Origin of the sequence: Candidatus Palauibacter sp. (genome assembly GCF_965222475.1) — a bacterium.
Lineage (GTDB): Bacteria > Gemmatimonadota > Gemmatimonadetes > Palauibacterales > Palauibacteraceae > Palauibacter.
Genome location: NZ_CBDCUB010000008.1, coordinates 783,739 through 807,216 on the forward strand (window position 1 = coordinate 783,739; position 23,478 = coordinate 807,216).

Here is a 23,478-nt window from a genome sequence, read left to right on the forward strand (position 1 = left end):
CACGCTCAAGGGGCGCGGGCGACTGGTCAATCCAATTCGCCAAACAAGCGTTCGAGCCAATCCAGGAACTTCCCGGCCAGCTCTCCGTCGACCTCCAGGTCGCCTTCCTTAAATCGCCGCGCCCATGCGACCCGGTTGCTGTCGCGTTGCCGCCCAGGCATACACGGTTGCGCGCTGAACCTTCCTGTCGCTGAACTTCCGGATGTCAGCGGGGATCCCCTCAATGTACGATTCCGACCGAGGCCACACCGGGTCACCGTCGGGGACCATGCGCGACACGAAATCTTCGAGTTCGCCCGAGGACGTATTGTCCGGCATCACCCAGATGCCAACGCGCGGCAATCGGGTGTTGCCTTCAATGCAGACGCCCCCCGGTTCCGGTCCGTCCGGAACGCCGGTGATGCCGGCCTCCTCCAGTCCGCTGGCAACATCGGCCCAGCGATCCGAGATGCTCTCGTCGGCATCGAGAACGATGCCCAAGGCTCTCCGCCCGTCGACCTTGACTTCGCCTGGAATGGAAGCGAGCAACGGATCAACGCCGCCCTTGTCTTGGACATGAAATTCCGGCTCCCCGTGAGTGCGAAGATACAGATGAAGCACCACGTGAAGGTCGTCCGGTCCTTCAACCAACAGGACTCCTGGAGATTGAGGATCGTCGCTCACCGAACCTCGATACCCTGCTTCGCGACGACGCGCATGTCGTCCTCGGAGTACTCGACTGCCCACGTCTCGCCATTCCGTCGGTTGATGCGGGCGAGGGCGCCCTCGATGTCTTGACATTCGGTTGCCGCCCGGGCGAATCCCTCTACGCAATCACGACTGTGCGTCGTCGCCAGAACCTGAACGTTGTTCGCCTCCGCGGTCTCCAGAACCATGCGCCAGAAGCGCTTCTGCACGGAGTGATGGATACCGTTCTCGGCTTCGTCGATGACCAGGAATCCGCTGCGGCTGTTTGCCAGGGCCAAGGCCACGCCGAACAACCGCACGGCTCCGTCCCCCAGACTCTTCAGCGGAACGGGAGCGGGATCGCTCTTGAACCTTACGATCGGCCGAGTGCGGCGCCGGTAGCGCGGGTGATCCGCAACCGTGGTGGCGCGATGCACTCCATCGCCCACAACCAGCCTCAGAGCATTGACGGCCGCGTCCTCGTCGTCCGTCAGCGCAACGGCGTCCCACAAGCGCGCGATCTCGTCGTTCGCCAATAACCCCGGACCCAGAGACCGGCACCGGATCTCGGGAGGGCTCATGTCGGCGCCCATGGCGCGTTTCAGGATCCGAGCCGCATGAGCCTGCGCCATTGTATACCGTCCATCCGCAGGCGATCCCTCGTCAATCGAAAAGAACGGGAGGATCTGTTCCGTGCCCTCGAAGTGACACATCAACGCCTGGACGGAGCCATCGGAAGGTAACTCCGGTATCAGTCCTTCAATCAGGGAGAGTTGCTCTTCGGCCAGGGCAACCTCTTCGATCGTCAACTGGTGGGCGGCAGCGACGGGACCGATCGCGATCCGCTTTTCCGGCAGGCTCCGTCCAAAAAACAGCGCGGCGAAATCGAGAGCCCGGATCTTGTCCGGGACCTTGTCATCGTCGCCATCGGCATCTGCGGCGTACTCGTCCCGGTCGCGTAGCAGGCTAGACAGAGCCGAGTGGCGGCCTCGAGCCGCGAAGACTCGGACAGCCTCGAAGACGGTGGTCTTCCCCACGCCGTTGTTTCCGGTTAGCAGCGTCACCCGGCCGAGCCGGCCGATCGAAAGCTCCCCGATTCCCCGAAACCCGGTGATGGTCAGGTTTGGGAGATGAAGTCGATTCTTGGGTATTTCCTGAGCCATTAACTCTCCAGCCACGCGGATCGGCAGGGCGAAAAAGCTGCCCCCGGGGCCAGACGGCGGCAATTCGGACTGGCCCCTTTCCGGCCCGTCGAGCCCGCTTGATCGCCCAGCCGCCGAACCGGCCACTTCGCGCTCGCCCGCTTCTCGCGGCGGGCCACGAGCGGTTCGGTCCGGCTCGGGATCGCGGTCGGGATCGCGTCGGTGGCCTGCGTGTGGATGTTCGCGCGCGCGGCCGTCGCCTGGCCGTGGTTCGTCCTCATCGGGGCGGTCATCACGGTGGCGGTCGGCCTCCTCGGCGCCAGGCCGCGGGCGCCGGACGCCCGCTACTGATCCGGCTCGCTGAAGCCGCGGACTACGGGCATGGAGATCGCGGCGATCTGAGCGGCGATCTGCTCCGCCATCAGGTTGAGGTGCGCGTCGACGTGGTCGCTCAGGTCGGCGAAGCGCTCACGCAGGCCGACCATCTCGTTGCGAAGGTCTGCGAACCGGTGCTCCCACTTTGCGTCCATCGCGTCGAACCGGATGTCGATGGCCTCGAACCTGCCGTCGATGGCCTCGAACCTCGGTCCAAGTGCCTTCGCGACGGCGGCGGCCACCGCCGCGTCGCGTCCGTTCCGTGTGTATCTGCGGATCAGCAACGTGCTCCTCGCATCCGGGCCGTCCCGGAGCCGGGTGAAGGGAGCCACGCCGCGGCGCGACCCCGTGGACACAATATACCTGGCCCGGCCACTCAACGGGGGATCATCGGCACGCACGGCTGCGACAGCCCGCCCCTCGCGGCCGCAGCGCGTGCGCTGCAACCCGCTGCGGCCGTAACAGCCAACTGGCGCGCGACCGCCGACCGCGCCTACGATCCCCGGCTATGACAGACACCAACGCCGGTCCCGCTCCGGCCCCCGCCGCAAACGCCCGCCCCGCCGGCGACGGCAACTCCCGGGACGGCAAGGCGCTCATCGTGCGGGGGGCTCGGGAGCACAACCTCCGCGACGTCAACGTGGAGTTGCCGCGCGACCGGCTCATCGTCGTCACCGGGCTGTCCGGGTCCGGGAAGTCGTCGCTCGCCTTCGACACCATCTACGCGGAGGGGCAGCGCCGCTACGTCGAATCCCTCTCCGCCTACGCCCGGCAGTTCCTCGGCGTCATGGAGAAGCCCGATGTGGATGTGATCGAGGGACTGTCGCCCGCGATCGCCATCGAGCAGCGCACCGCCGGCGGCAACCCGCGCTCCACCGTCGGCACCGTCACCGAGATCTACGACTACCTGCGCCTCCTGTGGGCGCGCGCCGGCACCCCCCACTGTCCCTCGTGCGGCCGCCCCGTGCGCCCCCAGTCGCCGTCGCAGATCGCCGGGCAGATCCTCGGCTGGCCCGCCGGCGCCCGCATCGAGGTCCGCGCCCCTCTCGTCAGGGGACGGAAGGGAGAGTTCCGCGAACTGTTCGAGCGCACCCTCAGCGAAGGGTTCGTGCGGGCCCGTGTTGATAACGAGTTGATCGACCTCTCCGACCCGCCGCGGCTGGACCGGCGCCGCAACCACCACATCTCCGTGGTCGTGGACCGGCTCACGGTGCGCGCCTCCGACCGCGAGCGGCTGGCCGACTCCGTGGCCACCGCCCTCCGCATGGCCGACGGCGTCGTCGAAGTCGCCCTGTACGCAGACGCCGACGCAGACGCAGACGCCGACGCTGACGCTGATGCCGAAGCTGACGAAGAGGCGCACCTGTTCTCGGAGCGGTACGCCTGCCCGGGGTGCGGGCTGGGGATCCCCGAACTGGAGCCGCGGCAGTTCTCCTTTAACTCTCCCTTCGGTGCGTGTCCCGAGTGCGACGGGCTCGGCTCGCAGCGCGTGCCCAACGCGGACCTCATCATCGGGGGGGACCGGATCTCCATCCTCGAGGGGGTCCTGCTCCCCATGGGGGCGCCGAGCGGCAGCGTCCGCCGCCACCGCCTGCCCCGGCTCGCGCGCAAGATGGGGTTCGACCTCAACACTCCGTGGGGGGCACTCGACGACGACCAGAAGCAGGCGATCCTGTACGGCGACACCGACGTCGGCTGGGAGGGCGCGATCGCCGCTACCCTGCGCCGCTACCACGACACGACGAGCGAGCGGGTGCGCCTCGCGCTCGAGGAGTACATGACGCTCTCGACCTGCCGCGCCTGCGACGGCGGCCGGCTCAGGCCGGAGAGCCGGGCCGTGACGATCGACGGCGTCTCCCTCCCGGCGCTCACCGCGAAGTCGGTGGCCGACCTCCGCCCCTTCCTGCTCGGCTGGCTGGAGCAGGCCCGCGCCGCCGCCGGCCAGACGGCCGAGATCCGCGTCCCCATCCTCAAGGAGGTCGTCGAGCGCCTCGAGTTCCTCGACCACGTCGGGCTCGGCTACCTCACCCTGGCCCGCTCGGCCGGCACCCTCTCGGGCGGCGAGGCCCAGCGCATCCGTCTCGCGACCCAGATCGGGAGCCGCCTCGTCGGCGTCCTCTATGTCCTCGACGAGCCCAGCATCGGCCTCCACCCGCGCGACAACGAGAAGCTGCTCGGGACGCTCGCCGCGCTGCGCGACCTCGGGAACACCGTCCTCGTCGTGGAGCACGACGAACTCACGATCCGCCGCGCCGACCACATCGTCGACATGGGGCCGAGGGCCGGGCGCGAGGGCGGGGAAGTCCTCGTCTCCGGCGGCCTCGACGAACTCCTGGCCAGCGAGCGCTCCCTCACCGCCGCCTACCTGAACGGCGAGCGCGAGATCCCGGTCCCCGAGACCCGCCGCGAGCCGCGCCAGGGGTGGCTCACCGTGCGCGGGGCCCGCGAGCACAACCTGTGCGGGATCGACGTCGGCTTTCCCCTCGGGCTCTTCATCTGCGTCACCGGCGTGTCCGGCTCCGGCAAGTCCACCCTCGTCGAGGAGATCCTGTACCGCCGCCTGGCGCGCGAGATCTACCGCTCCAAGCTCGTCCCCGGCGCTCACGACGCGGTCGAGGGAATCGAACTTCTCGACAAGGTGATCGATGTCGACCAGAGCCCCATCGGCCGCACCCCGCGCTCCAACCCCGCCACCTACACCGGCCTCTTCACCCCCATCCGCGAACTGTTCGCGCGGCTGCCCGAGTCGAACATCCGCGGCTACGCGCCGGGGCGGTTCTCCTTTAACGTGAAGGGCGGGCGCTGCGAACCCTGCCGCGGCGACGGCCTCGTGAAGATCGAGATGCACTTCCTGCCGGACGTGTACGTCCCCTGCGACATCTGCCGCGGGCGGCGCTACAACCGCGAGACGCTCGAGGTCCTGTACCGCGGCCGCAGCATCGCCGACGTGCTCGCCATGAGCGTGGACGAGGCGCTCGAGTTCTTCGACGCGGTGCCATCGGTGAAGCGCCGCCTCGGCACCCTCTCCGACGTCGGCCTCGGCTACGTCACCCTGGGCCAGCCCGCCACCACGCTTTCCGGCGGCGAGGCGCAGCGCGTGAAGCTCGCGACCGAACTCGCGAAGACGAGCACCGGCCGCACCATCTACATCCTCGACGAGCCCACGACGGGCCTCCACTTCGAGGACGTGCGCCTCCTGCTGGGCGTCCTCCACCGCCTCGCGGACCGCGGGAACACGATCATCGTCATCGAGCACCACATGGACGTCGTGAAGACGGCCGACTGGGTCATCGACATGGGCCCGGAGGGGGGCGCGGGAGGCGGCCTCATCGTGGCCGCCGGACCCCCGGAAGTCGTGGCCTCCACCCCCGGCAGCCACACGGGCGCGCACCTCTCTTCTCTCCGGGAGTAACCCCCGGGACGCTCCTCCCCCCGTTTTGGGCGGCGCTGTGCCCGGGAGCGTCGGGTATTTTCGGTTGGGCACCCAATGGGCACCCGATGGGCGGGGTGTGGTACGTAGACGCGCCGATGGCAGGGTTTCACCCCCTGTTCGACCCTTTTCCCACCCCATTTGGTAGGCGCCCCGCTCGGAACCCTCTCCTATTTTTCACCTGCCCTCACGGGCTGGGGTGGGGTGGGGTGTATCGAAAACCGCTGCAATCGCCACCCCCAAAGACTTCCTTCCAAGGAGGAGTTGAATGAAGAAGGTTACGAGACGCCTGTTGACGGTCGGGGCAATCCTGGCCATCGGCGCCTGCGGAGACACCGTCGAGGTGGTCGTTCCGCCGCCGCCGCCGCCACCGCCACCCCCCGAAATTCCAGTGCCGCCACCGCCAATCCCGCCGCCCAACCGGGCGCCAGTGGCCGTCGGCTCGATTCCGGCCATCGCCGTCGATGCGGGCGCAACCGCTTCGTTCGACGCCGCCGGTTACTTCAGCGACGCGGATGGCGACGCGCTCACCTTCTCCGCCGGGTCCTCGAACGCCGCCGCCGCGACCGTCAGCATGGACGGTTCGTCGGCGACGGTCACCGGCGTGGCCGACGGGACCGCGGTCGTGACGATCACGGCACGCGATCCGGACGGCGCGGCCGCCGCGCAGAACGTCAGCGTGACGGTCGGCGACGGCGTGGCCGCGAACCGGCCGCCCACCGCGGTGAACACGATTCCCGCGTACAGCGTCGATGTCGGCGGGGCGGTCCAGGTCAACCTGGCTCCCTACTTCAGCGACGCCGACGGCGACGCGCTCAGCTACGCCGCCTCCTCGTCGAACGAAGATGCGGCGACCGTTTCGGTGGAGGGCGCCCTCGCGACGATCAGCGGCGTTGCCGATGGGATGGCCGTCGTGACGGTCACGGCGAGCGATCCGGACGGCGCGAGCGCCTCGCAGACCATCAGCGTGACGGTCGGCGACGGCGACAGCTCGAACACCCCGCCGGTCGCGCAGGGCACGATTCCCGACCACTCCGTGGCCGCCGGCGGGACGCTCAACGTCGACGTGACGGGGTACTTCAGCGACGCGGACGGCGACGAACTCACCTACATGGCTTCGAGTTCGAACGCGGACGTGGCCACGGCCACCATCGACGGGGCCACGGTCACGATCAGTGGCGTCGGCGGCGGCCGGGCGGTGATCACGGTGACGGCGAGCGACGGCGAAGCCACGGTTGCGCAGGGCTTCAACGTGACCGTCGAAGCGGCGCCGGAGAACACCGCGCCCAGCGCCGTGGGTACGATTCCGAACCACTCCGTGGGTGTGGGCGGAACGGTCACCGTCAACGCGTCGGGCTACTTCAGCGATGCGGACGGCGACGAACTCAGCTACACGGTCGCGAGTTCGAACGCCGACGTGGCCACGGCCACCGCCGATGGGTCGACGGTGACGATCAGCGGCGTGGCCGCCGGCAGTGCGGTGATCACCGTGACGGCGAGCGACGGCGAGGCCTCGGCGGTGCAGGGCTTCAGCGTGGCCGTCGAAGCGGCGCCCTCGAACAACGCTCCCGCCGCCGTGGGGACCATTCCGAACCACTCCGTGGGTGTGGGCGGAACGGTCACCGTCAACGCGGTGGGGTACTTCAACGATGCCGACGGCGACGAACTCAGCTACACGGTCGCGAGTTCGAACGCGGACGTGGCCACGGCCTCCAACGAGGGGTCGACGGTGACGATCAGCGGCGTGGCCGCCGGCAGTGCGGTCATCACCGTGACGGCGAGCGACGCCGAGGCCTCGGCGGTGCAGGGCTTCAGCGTGGCCGTCGAAGCGGCGCCCACGAACAACGCGCCCACGGCCGTGGGCACGATTCCGGCCCACAGCATCAACCTCGGCGGCACGGCCACGGTCGACGTGGCGGGCTACTTCAGCGACGCCGATGGGGATGAACTCGGCTACAGCGGTTCGAGTTCCAGCCCCGAGGTCGCGACCGTCACGATGGAAGGTTCGACCGCGACGATCACGGGCGTTGCCGTCGGCGGCGCCGTGGTCACGGTCACGGCGAGCGATGGGTCCGCGTCGGCTTCGCAGGGCTTCAGCGTCTCCGTCTCCGATCCCTCCGGGAAGCCGGCGACGGTTGCGATCTTCGGTCTGCGGGACGTCACGGACCGGAACACGGCGGTGGATCCGACGGACGTGTCCGGCGACGTCAGCGTGCTGCTCGACGTGCAGCCGAACGACGAGACGATCGCCGGCATCGCGCTGACGCTGGGCGAGCAGGCGATCCACTGCCGCGGGACCTCCAGCGACCAGGCCGGGTTTATCGCGGCAGCCAGCGGTCAGCTCGAGGTCGAGTGCCTGTTCAAGACGGCCGACGTGATGGGCGAGTGCGCCGGCGCGCAGCTGCCGCCGCTGTACGCCAACGGCGATCACACACTGGGCGCGCGTGTCACGACCGCCGATGGCGAGAGCCGCGAGGCGATCGTCACGCAGCCGGTCACGCTCAACAACTCCGGGTTCGTGATGGTCGTCCACGGCGCCGGCAGCGCGTCGGCGGTCGTGAGTGGCGTCACCTACCACGGCGGTCCGGTCGCCGAGGACGACGACGGCAACCAGAACGCGTTCCACGCCTGCCCGGTGTCGTACGACGGCACGACGGTCGGCGAGCTCGCGCTGGAGACGATGCTCACCGGCCCGGGCGCGACCGAACTCGAGGTGGGTGAGGACGAGACGAAGCCGCCGACCCTGGCCATCACCAAGCAGGGGGACGCGTTCACCTGGAACGTCGACCCGGCCAGGAACCGTGGCGTGGAGAACAGGCGCGAGCTGGACGAGCACTGGGTCATCAACAGCGGCGACATCAAGGACGATGGCGGTCTGCTGGTGACGTCGAAGTTCAGGGGCGAGGAAGAGGCGATGATCGGCCCGCTCTACTTCGACTTCAAGGCGCCGACCTGGACGCACGATCCGGACGAGGACGAGCCGCAGGAGATCCTGATCCCGATGCTTGCCAGCAGGGGTCCGGAACCGGTATTGAACGAATACTACAACCGCGGCGCGCTCAGCATACGCGGTCTGACGGACGGCGGCGTGGGCGACGCTTCGGCCACCTTCGCGGTGGGCGACTGCTCCATGGCGGCCAACAGCGACAGCCTCAAGAGCACGGCCTTCGTGCCGGCGGAGGGGCTGGCGAATGTCAGCAACGTGTCCCAGCTGCCCGAGGAGGACAAAGAGAAGGAGTTCGCGGATGATGCCGGGCTCAACTGCTACGTGGGCGAGGTGACCGGGATCGCCGACGGGCTCGGGAACGAAGCGACGCTGCCGGGCGTGCCCATCGGCACGAGGAACTACTTCGGCGTCGACAAGGGCAGGCCTGTCGTGACCGACGTGGAGCCCGCTGCGAGCGGGACGGTCCTCAAGAGAGAGGCGACCCTGAGGTTCGAGGCGGAGGATCCCGATCTCGACACCGGCGAAAATGGTTCCGGACTCTGGGGGGTCAACTGGACAGTCGGAAGCAGCCGGGTCTCGAGCGGAGCCTCGCCCACCGCGGTACTCCGGCTTACCAGCAGCGCGTTCCCGAGGGACGGTGCGTACCGCGCGACCGCGGATATATTCGATAATGCGTATCCGGGGAATGGCTCGCGGGTCGCCTGGAGCTTCACCCGGGATGGCAAGGCGCCGGAGTTCACGGTCAGCAAGTCGCAGCCGGACATCGGCAACACGCAGGCCACGAGGGTCACCGTAAGCGTGGGTGGCACGATCTCCGACGCCAACGGCATCGAGAGGGCGGAACTCAGCATCCGGTCCAAGGCGGGTGGCAGTTGCCCGACGGCGGATGACGACGATCTCAATCTCGCCGCGACCCGCGTGTCGGGGAACAAGCGGGATCTGTCGAACAACGGTTCGACGACGATCACGTTCGACCAGACGTTCACCCTGAGTGCTCCGGCCGCCGGCGTCGCCGTGCCCGAGAACCTCTGCTTCTTCCTCGTCACGGAGGATGTCGCCACGGACGAGGACGGCGATGGTCCCGGGAACTCCGGGACGTACGAGGTCGGATCGTTCACGGTCGGCTGGCCGGATCCGGGCCCGACGTACAAGATCGGCGCGGTCGTCTGGAATGATCCAGGCGAGGGTGCATCCATCACGGCTGACGCGCCGTTGCAGGTGACGGAAGGCGCAGCCGCCGGCGCCCAGTTCGTGATCACGCTGGATCCGCCTCCGGCCACCCTCGTGAGGTTCAGCCTCAGCGCGCCGCCGACCGTGAATATACCCTCTTCGGTCGACGTCAGCGGCGATGGAACGAACACGGTCTCGGCCCCGGTGATGGTGACGGCGGGCCACGACCGGAATGTGATTTCGGACAGGATCGAGATTACGGCGACCGCCGTGAGAGCGAGCGACGCGAACTACGCCGGCAGGACGGTCACTATCGCGGTGCTGGCGGCGGATGACGACGTCTCGATGGTGAGCGACGTAAATACGGTGACCGAAGACACTCCCTTTGCCGGCACGGGAGCGGTTGCGAAGTGGGCGACGATCACTTTGACGGCGCCGGAGGGTGGAAGGGCCCCCCTCGCCCCGATCGACCTTGGCGGCGGCCAGGGTTCGAGCGTTGCGGCCGACTACACCTTCACGGCAGTGACCTTCATGGGGAATAACGCGAATCCGTACGATCCGGACGCGGCGGCGATCACTACGTTCACCCCGCTATCGTTCTCGGATCCGGCAAAGGCATACGTCGACGTGTGGATCGTCGCCAACGACGACACCGACGACGAAGAGGTGGAGACCATCCAGATCGGTGCGGAGCCGAACAGCGAAGTGGAGCGGCTCGAGCCCATCTTTATCTCGATCGAGGACGCCGATCCGGACGTCACGCTCTCCATCGACGCGGTCGAAGAGGGCGCCGACGAGGTTACGATGACGGTCACGGCGACTTCCAACGGCGCCATGCCGGGCATCTTCGAGATCGACGCGGATCGCTGGGCGTTGATCGAAAAGGACGGCGGCACGGCTCTCGCCGACGCGGGCTACGCCGTCGTCGCGTCCGGGACGCTGACGATCGACCGTAACGAGAAAGAGGGGACGGTGAGCGTCACGGTGAGCGTGCCTGAGGGCGCTGGAGACAGCATGTTCAGTCTCAACCTCGCCGGAGGCGACGCGAACGCGAACGACGTGGAGTTGAGCGACGACACCGATGTCAGCCTCTCCGTCAGCGACCTCGAGGTCACCGTCGAGGCGGCCGACGACGGGAACGGAGGCGGCTGATCGCAGGTTGGCCGTTCCGGCCACCGTTTCCAAAGCAGCAGGGAAGGGGCCCCGCGAGAGATCGCGGGGCCCCTTCTTTTGGCTGGGGGCTTGCGGCGGGTGAGTTGCGCCCTCGAGAGCCCGGTCACCCTGGCCAGGTAGGCCCCTGCCAAGCCCTTGTCCGGCTTGCCAACATTTAGTCTCTTGCATCCCAAATCTCCAGTTCCGCGCGCGGAGACATCTCGCCAACCTCGACGACGAGAACAAACTGTGATGAGTACAACAACGTCCGGGACGCCGAGGCTTCGCGGCGCCGAGCGACGTCATTACCGACATCTATTGTCTGCGTCGCTCCTTCTCGTCTTTCTCGTCGGGATTACCTCCTGCGGAGGAGACGGGACAACGGATCCGCCGCCGCCTCCACCGCCCCCGCCACCCGCACCGGTCGCTCCGGTAGCGGTCGGCTCGATCCCGGCGCAGGTCCTCACCGCGGGACAGACGGTGACCGTGGATGTGACGCCGTTCTTCAGCGATCCGGATGGGGGGGCGCTGACATACACCGCTTCATCGTCAGCCCCGGCTGTGCTCTCCGTCTCGATCTCCGGCAGCAACCTGACGGTGGAGGCGGTGGCGCCGGGCACGGCGACGGTGACGGTGACGGCCACCGATCCGGACGGCCTGACGGCGACGCAGAGCGCCGAGGTGACGGTCGAGGCGGGCAACCAGGCGCCCGAGGCGGTGGGGGCGATACCCGCTCAGACGATGACGGCGGGCCAGACGGCGACCGTGGACGTGTCTGCGTTCTTCAGCGATCCGGACGGGGACGACCTGACGTACGCGGCGGAGTCGAGCAACACGGACGCGGCGACGGTCGGCATATCGGGGAGCAGCCTGACGGTGACGGCCGTGGCGGCGGGTACGGCGACGGTGACGGTGACGGCGTCCGATCCGGACGGTCTGAGCGCGGCGCAGAGCGCCGAGGTGACGGTAGAGGCGGCCAACCGGGCGCCCGGGGCGGTGGGGACGATTCCTCCGCAGACAATGACGGCCGGCCAGACGGCGACCGTGGACGTGTCTGCGTTCTTCAGCGATCCAGACGGGGACGACCTGACGTACGCGGCGGAGTCGAGCAACACGGACGCGGCGACGGTCGGCATATCGGGGAGCAGCCTGACGGTGACGGCGGTGGCGGCGGGTACGGCGACGGTGACGGTGACGGCGTCCGACCCGGATGGCCTGACCGCGACGCAGAGCGCCGGGGTGACGGTCGAGGCGGCCAACCGGGCGCCCGGGGCGGTGGGGGCGATCCCCGCTCAGACGATGACGGCGGGCCAGACGGCGATGGTGGACGTGTCTGCGTTCTTCAGCGATCCGGACGGGGACGACCTGGCGTACGCGGCGGAGTCGAGCAACACGGACGCGGCGACGGTCGGCATATCGGGGAGCAGCCTGACGGTGACGGCCGTGGCGGCGGGTACGGCGACGGTGACGGTGACGGCGTCCGATCCGGACGGCCTGAGCGCGGCGCAGAGCGCCGGGGTGACCGTGGAGGCGGCCAACCGGGCGCCCGAGGCGGTGGGGGCGATTCCTCCGCAGACGATGACGGCCGGCCAGACGGCGACCGTGGACGTGTCTGCGTTCTTCAGCGATCCGGACGGGGACGACCTGACGTACGCGGCGGAGTCGAGCAACACGGACGCGGCGACGGTCGGCATATCGGGGAGCAGCCTGACGGTGACGGCGGTGGCGGCGGGTACGGCGACGGTGACGGTGACGGCGTCCGATCCGGACGGCCTGAGCGCGGCGCAGAGCGCCGAGGTGACGGTAGAGGCGGCCAACCGGGCGCCCGGGGCGGTGGGGACGATTCCTCCGCAGACAATGACGGCCGGCCAGACGGCGACCGTGGACGTGTCTGCGTTCTTCAGCGATCCGGACGGGGACGACCTGACGTACGCGGCGGAGTCGAGCAACACGGACGCGGCGACGGTCGGCATATCGGGGAGCAGCCTGACGGTGACGGCGGTGGCGGCGGGTACGGCGACGGTAACGGTGACGGCGTCCGATCCGGACGGCCTGAGCGCGACGCAGAGCGCCGGGGTGACGGTAGAGGCGGCCAACCGGGCGCCCGAGGCGGTGAACACGATTCCCGCGTACAGCGTCGATGTCGGCGGGGCGGTCCAGGTCAACCTGGCTCCCTACTTCAGCGACGCCGACGGCGACGCGCTCAGCTACGCCGCCTCCTCGTCGAACGAAGATGCGGCGACCGTTTCGGTGGAGGGCGCCCTCGCGACGATCAGCGGCGTTGCCGATGGGATGGCCGTCGTGACGGTCACGGCGAGCGATCCGGACGGCGCGAGCGCCTCGCAGACCATCAGCGTGACGGTCGGCGACGGCGACAGCTCGAACACCCCGCCGGTCGCGCAGGGCACGATTCCCGACCACTCCGTGGCCGCCGGCGGGACGCTCAACGTCGACGTGTCCGGCTACTTCAGCGACGCGGACGGCGACGAACTCACCTACATGGCTTCGAGTTCGAACGCGGACGTGGCCACGGCCACCATCGACGGGGCCACGGTCACGATCAGTGGCGTCGGCGGCGGCCGGGCGGTGATCACGGTGACGGCGAGCGACGGGGAAGCCACGGTTGCGCAGGGCTTCAACGTGACGGTCGAGGCGGCCAACCGGGCGCCGGTGGCGTTGGGGACGATTCCCGCGCAGACGGTGAAGCAGTTCGACGCCGTCACCGTGAACATGTTCTGGTTCTTCAGGGATCCGGACGGTGACGAGCTGGGCTACGCGGCGGAGTCGAGCAACACGGCGGCGGTGCCGGTCAGCATGGAGGGCAGCGTCCTGACGTTGACGGCGGTGGCGGCGGGTACGGCGACGGTGACGGTGACCGCGTCGGACCCGGACGGCTTGACGGCGACTCACAACTTGGAGGTCATCGCCGAGGAGGGCGGCGGATTCAGGGACCACTTCGACACCGCCGCCAGCCTGGACGACTGGGACCTCTTCAGATCCACGGCTGAGGTGTTCGACGGGGTTCTGTACGTGACGCCGGACGGCACTGGGGACATCGGAACTGCGGATCGCATGTTTGACGCCCCGGTGACGGACTGGAAGGTCGGCGTGAGCATGGCCCGGGGCACAGCCGGCGAGGGCGTGAGCGCGTGGTTTGTGATGGGCCACCCCCGGTTCAGCTTCTGGCGGTTGTCAATTGGGCCGTTCGGAAAAAACAACTACCAGCTGCATGTGTGGGATCGAGCGAGTGCAAACGAAGACAAGTACGTGCTGATAACGACTGTCTCCGGCTACTCGGATGAGATCAACGATGAGGTGAACGAATTCACGGAGATGACTCTCCTGCACCGGAACGGACAGTTCGCTCTCCTCGCGGGAGGCGTGGAACTGTTCAGACTGAACAGCGCGAACCAGACGTTCAGGGGTGTTGACCTGGACCACATGCTCGAAAGCGTCGAGACAATCTGGCTCGGGGCCGTTAGCGAGGGGACGGCATCCTTCGATTGGGCGTATGCGAGTGGCACGGAGATCGGCGCGAGCGCGGCGAACCCGGCGGGGCCGCCACCCATGGGCGCCTCTCCGCGTCTTCCGGAAGGCGCGAAACAGGCGCGGCCGGGGAACCGGACCGACACTATCCGTCCCGGTAAGGGTCGATAGGCGGTGCCATGATGGCATGCACCCCGGGTGTGCCCCGGCGATCCTTCGGCTCCCGGCGCGGGCGTGTGGCGGCGACGCTCGGTGCTCTCCTGGCGGTCCTCTCCTGTGGCGACGATACGACCATGCCAGGGCCCACGACACCTGCCCCACCGACGGCGTTCGTGCCCGCGAGGGTCACGCTGGAGCCGGCGGAGGTCACCGTCGTGGCGGGCGATACGGTCCGCGTCAAAGCGACCGTCTACAACGATCGCGCGCAGCCGATCTCCGATGCCGCGGTGACGTGGACGAGCGGCGAGCCCACGATCGCCACCGTCGACGGGACGGGGCTCGTGACCGGCCTGAAGGGGGGCAAAGCGAGCCTCACCGCCACGTCGGGGCCGGCCGCGGCGACCGCCCCCGTCACCGTGCGAAGCCTGGATCGGGCGACTCTCATCGACCTGTACGACGGCGTCTCCGGCCCAGACTGGACCAACAATACGAATTGGGCCTCGGACGAGCCGATCGGAAGCTGGCACGGCGTCGTGGCGAATGCGGAGTCCCGCGTGACGGCGCTGCGGCTGAGCGAGAACGGGCTCAAGGGGCGGCTCCCGGAGAACCTCGGGGATCTGGCCTCCCTCACCGAACTGCGGTTGGACGGCAACGCGGGACTCTCCGGTCCGATCCCGTTTTCGCTCTCGGAGTTGGGCATCCGGACGCTCCACTATGGCGGCACGAAGCTGTGCACGGTGCGGGACGAAGGGTTCCGGGCGTGGCTGAACGCCATCCCGGCGCGCGACGGCGAGTTCATCGCATGCAACGAAGACCGTGAAGACCTCATGAGGCTCTACGAGGCGATGGGCGGCGAGGGCTGGACGAACTCGAGAAACTGGGGGACCGACGCGTCACTCGAGGACTGGGCCGGCATCGCACTCGACCCGACGACGGGGCGGGTGGCCGGCATGAACCTGAGCCTCAACAACCTCAGCGGAGAGATCCCTCCGGAGATCCGGTACTTCGAGCACCTGGAATTCCTGCGCCTGGACTACAACCGGCTCGAAGGCGAAATCCCGCCGGAGATCGGCGAACTCACCGAATTGGTGCGGTTGGATCTCGACGGGAACGACTTCACCGGCCAGATCCCGCCGGAAATCGCGAACCTCGGGAAGCTGGTAGTGCTCTGGCTGGGCGCCGGCGGACTCACCGGCCCCATCCCGCCCGAGCTGGGCAACCTCCGAAGACTCCAGGAACTCCATTTGTATAAGGCCCGATTCGAAGGCCCGATTCCGGAGGAGTTCGGAAACCTGACCCAGCTGCGGATACTGGAGATCTCGGATGCCGGCATCGACGGTCCCCTTCCGGAGAGTCTGGGACGGCTCGGAAACCTCGTGGAGCTCTACATCTACAGGACCGGTCTGACGGGCCCCCTTCCCGCGGCGCTTGGCAAGATGAGACGTCTGGCGCTGCTCGTGCTCTCCCAGAACGAGATCGATGGACCGCTCCCCGCGAATTTCGGTGACGCCGGCGCGCTCTTCAAAGTGTGGCTGCATGACAATCCCGAGCTGTCCGGCCCTCTGCCCGAGAGCATGACGCAGCTCGAGCGAATCTTCGAACTGCGTGCGGACGGCACCGGACTGTGCATGCCCCGGACGCCCACCTTCCGAACCTGGCTGGAATCGGCTCTCGTGAAGTACCGGATGCGTGCATGTGGAGCGGAAGCGCACGCGGAGGCCTATCTGACGCAGGCTGCGCAGTCGCGCGAATACCCTGTCCCCCTCGTCGCCGGAGAGAGCGCGTTCCTGCGCGTCTTCGTGATGACCGAGCGCGAGACCGCGGCAACGATCCCTCCCGTCCGGGCGACGTTCTTCCTGGACGGCGGGGAGGTGCACGTGGAGACCATCCCCGCCGGTTCGTCCGCAGTTCCGGCGGAGGTGCGGGAGGGCGAACTCGACCTGTCGGCCAACGCCCTGATCCCGGCCGGGGTGATTCGGCCCGGACTGGAGATGGTCGTCGAGGTTGACCCCGATGGCACGCTCGATCCCGGTCTCGGTGTGTCGAAGCGCATCCCCGAGAGCGGGCGGGTGGCAGTGGATGTCAGGGAAGTACCCCCCCTCTATCTCACTCTGATTCCGTTTGTCTCGACGACGGACAACGACCGCGCGGCCGCGGAGTTCGTCGGTACCGCCGACCCGGACGACGAGATCTTCTGGCATACGCGCAACCTGCTCCCGGTCGCCGACTTCGAAATCACCAGACACGAGCCCGTCACGGTCGACACGGACGCCATCGACGAAATCCTGTTGGACGTGGGACGAATCCGGCAGATGGAGGAAGGGATCGGATACTGGATGGGTCTGATCCCGAACCCCTCGGGTGGCAGAGGCATTGCGTACCTTCCGTTCTCCACCGGCAGACGTGCGTACCGGGGAAAGACCAGCGTCTCGGTGCTGGACGCGGAAGTGATCGCGCACGAACTCGGACACAACATGAGCCTGCTCCATGCGGACTGCGGAGATCCCCGCGCCGTGGACCCGATGTTCCCCTACCTGAGCGGGCGGACCGGAGTCTGGGGATACGACCCGCGGGATGGCGGGTCACTCGTCCCTCCCGACCGGGCGGACCTGATGAGCTACTGCGACCCCGCCTGGATCAGCGACTATTTCTTCCTGAACGCGCTGCGTTGGCGGTTCATGGATCCGCTGGAGGTTCGGGGGGCTCAGGCGCGAAGGGTGCTCCTCGTCTCCGGCAGGGCCGCCCCGGATGGGTCGCTCCATCTCGATCCCGCCTTTGTCGTCCAGGCGCCGCCGTTCGTCCCGTACGTCTCCGGTCCGTACACCTTGAGCGGGAGGCGCGCCGATGGAAGCGAGTTGTTCTCGGCGAGCTTCGAGATGACGGAGATCCTGGACGGGGACGGGGGGGCCGGGTTCACCTTCGCGCTTCCGGTGCAGTCCGAGTGGGAATCGGGACTGGTGAGCCTCGCACTCTCCGGACCGGGCGCTACGGTCGAGATCCGGGAGGGAAGCACACCGCCGATGGCGATCGTGCGCGACCCCGTGACGGGCCAGGTGCGCGCCATCCTCCGCAACCTTCCGCCGGGTCCGCTTGCCCGCAGCGAGGCGGAGTCGCGCGCTCCCGAGCCGGGGCTGGAGGTGCTGGTGAGCAGCGGGCTCCCCGGCGCGGAGGCCTGGCGGCGATGATTCAAGGTTGAGGCCGGGGCTTGTCTCCAGTGGCGATGGTGTGAAACCGCCCCCGCCCCCGACCGGTGTTGCGCAAGCCTTCGCGGCCGCACTCGGTGTCCTGCTGTTGGTGCCGGTCGGGGCGTGCCGGCGCGAAATCGATCCGGCCGGTCCGTCCGCCACCCGCGCGCCTGCGACGGCGACGATACCTGCCACCGGCACGGCGATCCGCGTGAGTCCGAAGGCGATCGCGTTCTTCTCCCGGACCGGAGATCCGGATCGGGAGCTTGAGTTCGAGGCCCGGTTGCTGGATGCCGCCGGGGAACCGGTGGACGCGACAGCCGTGAGCTGGACCGTAGCCGGGGGCGAAGGAGCGGGACTTCGGGTCACCGGCACCGCCCTGTCGGAGGACGCGCACACGTCCGTGGCCAACGTGAGTTCCGGCAGCCCGGGGCGGGGTTCCGTACTCGCCAGCGCGGGTCCCGTGTCGGGCCGCGCGACGCTCCGGCACTGGCACTGGCTCGACGGCGCCCTGCGCGGGCCGAACTGGGGCCTGCCGGGCCAGGTCCACTGTCTCGATGTCGATTTTGCCGCTACGGACGCTCAGGGAGCGGCCGTGCGGCTCGACGAGTTCGACGGCCTGTTCGTGGTTTCGCTGAACGACGGAGTGGCGGTCGTCGATTCCCTGAACTTCTCCGGCGACGGCGCCTCGGCGCGGCTCTGCACGACCGGTCGTTCGGCCGGCACCACCGTGATAGGGGTCGTTGCCTGGGACACGACCTCGTTCAGCTACGTGGGGCAATACACCGACTACCACGTGATGGAGGCACCGGTGACGGTGGCGTTCGGCGCCGATCGCTGGGAGTTGGGTATCGGGCAGTCGGCCCGCGCATCGGTAACGCTGCGAGACAATCGCGGCGCAACGGTGCCCCTGCAGCCGGAATGGCTGGATTCGTTCGGAATCGACGACGCATCCGTGGCCGCGATGGAGGACGGGCGGCTCAAGGGGATCTCCGCGGGCTCGACCACGCTACGCGTCGACTATCTCGGGCAGGAGGTCAGCAGGCCGGTGGATGTGTTCACCGTCGTGGATTGGCGCTTCGACACGGATATCGCCTGCGTCCTGTTGCAGCAGGGCTCGCTGCGGTGCTGGGGCGATCGGGGCAGGGCCCTGTGGGGCTACGGCCAGGCTCGCTCGGATCTCGTGGGGCCGACGATGGTCGGCGACCTGCCGCTTGGCGGACCGGCCGTCCAGCTCCGCGGTGCATTCCAGTGGGAATGCGCGCGCATGGCGGCCGGTGACGTGCGGTGCTGGGGGTCAGCCGGCGGAGGAGTACTCGGGTACGGCAACCGTCGCGCGATCGGCGACGACGAGACGCCCGCGGACGCGGGTCCGGTGCCCGTCGGCGGCGGAACCGCCGTGGACCTCGGCGGTGGCGATGATTTCACGTGCGCGGTCTTCGACTCCGGACGGGTTCGCTGCTGGGGAAGCAACCATGCGGGGCAGCTGGGCCTGGGACACCAGCGGGCAGTCACGGTGGGAGACAACGAGACCTCCGACGCGACGGGTGACGTGGTTCTGGGCGGCCATGCCGTCCAGGTCGTAGGGGGACGGTACAGCGCGTGCGCCTTGCTCGACACGGGCAAAGTGCGGTGCTGGGGCTACAACGGCGAGGCATGGAATCACGTCACCGGAAGATCCGGAGGGCTGAACATGGGTCTCGGATACGGCGGGCGGGACATGCGTGAACCCATCGGCGACGACGAGACGCCGGAGTCGATGGGCGACCTGCCGCTTCCAGGCAGAGCCACCAGGCTCGCGGCGGGCGGTTACCACGTCTGCGCCATCATGGAGGGCGGGGAAGTCAGGTGCTGGGGGCGTAACTCTCATGGCGCTCTGGGCCACGGGTGGGGGCCGGGAGTAAGCATCGGTGACGATGAGTCGGTTGCCGAGACGATCCCGCTCTTCTTTCCTTCGCCCGTCGTAGACATCGCGGCGGGGTATTGGCACAACTGCGCCCTGACGGAGGCGGGGTCGGTGTGGTGTTGGGGTCGCAATGCAAGCGGGCAACTCGGCCTCCCCGGGTGGGAGAGGATCGGAGACAATGAGCCCGCAATGGCTGCGGGCCCGGTCGATGTGGGCGGCGCGGTGCAACGGATCTTCGCCTTCGCGGACGGCACCTGTGCGGTCGTCCGGGGCGGCGGGCTGCGATGTTGGGGATACAACGGCGGGATTCTCGGCTACGAATTCAGCAGCAACATCGGCCGCAGTCAAACCCCCGCTTCCGTTGGCGACATCCCGCTGTTCCCGGGCGCCATCCTCGAGGACAGCCACGGCGCGTCGGGTCCGCCGCCGGAACAGGCCGCACCCGATGCGGTCCGGTCCGTGATGATGGCGCCCGCCTCAAGATATGCGGAGTGGCTGGGTCCACTGGCCGGGCCGCGCGGCGTCATCCTCCTGGATTCGCTGCCCGCGATCTCGCCTCGCGTGACCGACCTGTCACGCCGGATCGGCGCGAGTCCCCCGGGCGGCGGATCGTGACGACGCAAGACGCGGACCAAACCGGTCGGACGCTCGCCGGAGGCGTCGTCCTTGCCTCTCTCCTCGCCCTGGCGTCCGCCTGTGGGGGGGATGGCGGAACCGGACCCGTTCCGGTCCCGCCTCCACCGCCTCCGCCGCCTCCGCCGCCTCCGCCAATGGCGGCCGCGGTCGCGGTTGCGCCGGCCAGCGTTTCCTTCACCTCGCTCGGAGACACGGTCCACCTGACGGCCAGCGTGACGGACCAATACGGGCAGGGCTTCAATGCTACGGTCACGTGGGAGAGCGAGGCCCCCACCGTGGTCACCGTCGATGCGGGAGGCGTAGCGACGTCGACGGGGAACGGTTCCGGGACGGTCCGCGCCACGGTTGGGGAGGTGAGCGGCACGGCCGGGGTGACGGTGCGCCAGGAGGCGGCCGAGCTCACGATAGAGCCTTCCTCGATCACATTCTCGAGCCTTGGCGACACGGCTGTGGCGGTGGTGTCCGCGACGGACGCGAACGGCCACCCGGTGCCGGACCCCGCGGTGATCTGGGAGAGCAGCGCGCCTCATGTCGTCGCGGTGGATTCGGCCGGCGTCGTCACGGCCGTGGCGCCGGGCAGCGCGCTCATCACCGCCACTTCCGGTGCAGCCGGCTTCAGCGTGACGGCGACCGTTGAGATCGAGACCGGCATATCGGTAACCGTGCTGGACACGACCCTTGTGCTGCCCGTCGCTGCGGGCGGTCTGCAGTGGACTCTCGAGACGGAAGAGACGCGCTGGCTGCCCGAACTGCCTGTGGCCGCGGTCGAGCGCCGCGACAGCCCGCCGGGTCTCCTGGTGCGGGTTCTCGGACCCGGCTGGGTGCGAGCGCGGGTCGATCTGGCTGGCGGGGGCTCCATCGCGACCACAGTTGCGGTGGAGCCTCCCGATCCGTTCGTGCTGGAACTCAGGCAGGACGACTGGCCGCGGAGCGACGCCGTGACGGCGAGGGGATACGCGGTGGACCGCATCCCCTTGCCGGCCTTCCACGTATCGGGCGCAGGCGCGCTTCAGGCCGAAGGAGACAGCGTCGAGATGGTCTTCCGGCTCCCGCCGCTCAACGAAGGGCGGTGCGCCGGCAACCCCCTGTCGGCGGGCACCGTGGTCGTCCAGGGAATCGACGTGCGAGCCAACCCGGCCGTGAACCGCCTGGCCGGGCCGGTCGCGGCTCTGGAAGTGGGCGAGTCCTACCGTCTCAGCGGCCGGGAGGCGTGCCTGCGTCTCGTGGCGCCCCCGACCGCCCAGTACGTCCTGGCCGGGATGGAGCGGAGCACGATCGACGACACCCGCCTGCGTCCACTTGAGTGGCGCTACGGCGGCGGCGGACCCTACGAGATCGAAGTCATCGATCGCACGTCCGAACCCGCGCGCGACCGCGTGGCCGAGCCGGACGTTGAACCGGACGAGCCGTTCTTTGCGCTGCCCAGGATGCAATCAGCCGATTTCGCCGCGGCCACCGACCATGGAATCGATGACGCCACCACGCCGTGGAAGGTTGGCGATCGGATCGAACGGAGTGCCATCGACGGTCGTTCAGGCACTTTCGAGGTCGTCGGAGTGTATCCGCCAAACCTCGTACTCGCGATCTTTGAACCGGACAGGGAAATCATATGGGCCCCGAGGAAGGCCCGAGAGATGAATGAGGTAATGGAACGGCTCGCGTCGGACCGGATTCAGAATGTCTATCGCACGATTTACGGTCCGTCGAGTCGTCCCCCGGCCAGCAATACCATCAACAACCAGCTCGTCATCATGTACAGCCGCGGAAACAACAACACCCCGGGGGGCCGCACGTCACACAACGTCATGAATGACGACCGGCGCACCACGCTCATTCATATTGCGGACTACAGCTGGAGCCTCCAGGCCTTCTTCCACGAGTTGGTGGCCCACGAGCTGGCTCATGCCTGGCAATTCGCCAACCTTCCCGGCTTCGTCGGCGTATGGAGCTCGGAAGGAATCGCCCATTTCGTCGCCGACGAGGTGAAGCGGGCGGCCTCGGGTACGCCGCTGGACGCGAACCTGGCCCCGAACAGATACTGGCTGGGGCTGGACCTCAACGTTCCCGACACCGGGGATTTCCTCTGGGGATACCACGAGAGTGCCGATTATCTGAGGTTCCTGGTGAACCAGCTGATCTTCGGCCGGGGCATGGCCTATGAGTCCGCCGCTCATGACGTCGTGGCGGGTTTCGCCGAAGGCTACTGGGGCCACTACTACACGCACTTCGGCAGTTGGCGGCGCACCGAGACAGGCCGCGGTCTCGTGGATCGAATGCGTGCGGAGATTCCAGGCTGGGATCCGGTGGATTCCCGACTCGACTGGATGGTCTCGTACGCCATCGACGACCGCGTGCGGTTGGCCAACTACGACATCCCCTTCGTGAGGAATGCGTGGGCGGCCTTCCCACCCCGGAGGACGTTCACGCTCGGGCGGGGACAAACGGGAGGAGGCACCGCCGCGCTGGGCGGCCAGTTCTATTTCAGGATCGAGCACGCGAACCAGCCCGCGGGGAGCCTGCAACTGAGAGTTACCGCCGGAGACGCGGAGATGGAGTGGAAAGTTGTAAGATACCGGTAGCAGGTCGAAGGCCGAGGAAGACGACGTTCTCCCTGATCGAGGGCTGGAAGCTGAAGTCGAAGTCGGCCAGCGTCTTGAGCGCGGGCAGCCGGCTGGCGCGCATGACGGTGGCGTCCGGGGCCACACGGGGGGGACTCCCCACCGTTTGTAGACGGAAGTAGACGGAAGCGGAGGGCGCGGCCGTGGCCGCGCGCGCGAAGGGCCGCGTACCTGGCCTTGCTCACGGGGTCGTGCTGGACGGCGACTCGGGCCCAGTGGTACAGTGCGTCGCGCAGGCGGGGGTGAGCGGCGAGGCGGCGCACGACGATGGCCGACTTGCCGGAGCGCCGCGTGACGGGAGCCACTCCGGACAGGCACCGGAGCGCCTGGTAGTCGCGTCTGCGCAAGGGCTGGGAGGCCTCGGCGAGGAGCGTGGCGAGCACGGTCCGGCCGACTCCGCCCCGCCGTGGCGGAACGTGCGTTCGCGCCTACATCGTCCCGTCCAGGCGGAGGCTGGCCGGATACTCCACTTCGGACTTCGGCGACGACATCCGGCGCGTCACCGGTCACGACCGGACCTGATCCCGCACTGAACGCGGGGGCGTGAGCCCCCCTCCTACCCGGTTCCTACCCCCCTCTTCCTCCGTCCGCGCAAGGGTCCTCGCG

Annotated in this window: 10 protein-coding genes and 1 pseudogene; 7 read left to right on the forward strand and 4 right to left on the reverse strand. The window is 68.4% G+C overall.

Annotated features, from left to right (window positions below):
- Window positions 1-108 precede the first annotated feature (108 nt).
- Together ACOQPP_RS18845 and ACOQPP_RS18850 are read right to left on the reverse strand one after the other, a co-directional pair.
- Window positions 109-663 carry a DUF3226 domain-containing protein gene (locus ACOQPP_RS18845; protein WP_419167243.1) on the reverse strand — a complete coding sequence of 185 codons (555 nt, stop codon included), beginning with the start codon at window positions 661-663 and terminating at the stop codon, window positions 109-111.
- Window positions 660-1,955, reverse strand: coding sequence for an AAA family ATPase (locus ACOQPP_RS18850; protein ID WP_420637163.1), 1,296 nt, complete (start codon window positions 1,953-1,955; stop codon window positions 660-662). The genes ACOQPP_RS18845 and ACOQPP_RS18850 overlap by 4 nt, the downstream gene beginning before the upstream one ends.
- A 75-nt stretch (window positions 1,956-2,030) precedes the next feature.
- On the opposite strand from ACOQPP_RS18850, the gene ACOQPP_RS18855 reads away from it, so the two are divergent.
- Window positions 2,031-2,159 carry a hypothetical protein gene (locus ACOQPP_RS18855; protein WP_419167242.1) on the forward strand — a complete coding sequence of 43 codons (129 nt, stop codon included), beginning with the start codon at window positions 2,031-2,033 and terminating at the stop codon, window positions 2,157-2,159.
- Here the strand turns inward: ACOQPP_RS18855 and ACOQPP_RS18860 are convergent.
- On the reverse strand, window positions 2,153-2,467 hold the full coding sequence (locus tag ACOQPP_RS18860; protein ID WP_419167241.1) for a hypothetical protein: 315 nt from the start codon (window positions 2,465-2,467) through the stop codon (window positions 2,153-2,155). The genes ACOQPP_RS18855 and ACOQPP_RS18860 overlap by 7 nt on opposite strands.
- Before the next feature lie 224 nt (window positions 2,468-2,691).
- Between ACOQPP_RS18860 and uvrA the strand changes: the two genes are divergently transcribed.
- The 6 genes from uvrA (at window position 2,692) to ACOQPP_RS18890 (ending at window position 22,833) form a co-directional block, all read left to right on the forward strand.
- Window positions 2,692-5,595, forward strand: a complete 2,904-nt coding sequence (uvrA, locus tag ACOQPP_RS18865; RefSeq protein WP_420637164.1) for an excinuclease ABC subunit UvrA — start codon at window positions 2,692-2,694, stop codon at window positions 5,593-5,595.
- Window positions 5,596-5,881: 286 nt separating this feature from the next.
- Entirely contained in the window at window positions 5,882-10,882 is a 5,001-nt protein-coding gene (locus ACOQPP_RS18870; RefSeq protein ID WP_420637165.1) for an Ig-like domain-containing protein, read from the forward strand.
- A 318-nt stretch (window positions 10,883-11,200) separates the two neighbouring features.
- Window positions 11,201-14,539 carry an Ig-like domain-containing protein gene (locus ACOQPP_RS18875; protein WP_420637166.1) on the forward strand — a complete coding sequence of 1,113 codons (3,339 nt, stop codon included), beginning with the start codon at window positions 11,201-11,203 and terminating at the stop codon, window positions 14,537-14,539.
- 122 nt (window positions 14,540-14,661) lie between these two features.
- Entirely contained in the window at window positions 14,662-17,712 is a 3,051-nt protein-coding gene (locus ACOQPP_RS18880; protein WP_420637167.1) for a leucine-rich repeat domain-containing protein, read from the forward strand.
- A gap of 211 nt (window positions 17,713-17,923) precedes the next feature.
- Complete coding sequence (locus tag ACOQPP_RS18885) at window positions 17,924-20,233, forward strand: RCC1 domain-containing protein (protein WP_420637168.1); 2,310 nt, start codon at window positions 17,924-17,926, stop codon at window positions 20,231-20,233.
- Window positions 20,234-20,388: 155 nt separating this feature from the next.
- On the forward strand, window positions 20,389-22,833 hold the full coding sequence (locus ACOQPP_RS18890; RefSeq protein ID WP_420637169.1) for an Ig-like domain-containing protein: 2,445 nt from the start codon (window positions 20,389-20,391) through the stop codon (window positions 22,831-22,833).
- Here the strand turns inward: ACOQPP_RS18890 and ACOQPP_RS18895 are convergent.
- Window positions 22,731-23,258, reverse strand: a pseudogene (locus ACOQPP_RS18895) (transposase); the annotation flags it as partial. The gene ACOQPP_RS18890 and the pseudogene ACOQPP_RS18895 sit on opposite strands and share 103 nt — an antisense overlap.
- Window positions 23,259-23,478: the final 220 nt, after the last annotated feature.

Coding starts and splice junctions, on each gene's coding strand:
- uvrA (WP_420637164.1), top strand. CDS start 2,692: ATGACAGACACCAACGCCGGTCCCGCTCCGGCCCCCGCCGCAAACGCC.
- ACOQPP_RS18870 (WP_420637165.1), top strand. CDS start 5,882: ATGAAGAAGGTTACGAGACGCCTGTTGACGGTCGGGGCAATCCTGGCC.
- ACOQPP_RS18880 (WP_420637167.1), top strand. CDS start 14,662: ATGCCAGGGCCCACGACACCTGCCCCACCGACGGCGTTCGTGCCCGCG.
- ACOQPP_RS18890 (WP_420637169.1), top strand. CDS start 20,389: ATGGCGGCCGCGGTCGCGGTTGCGCCGGCCAGCGTTTCCTTCACCTCG.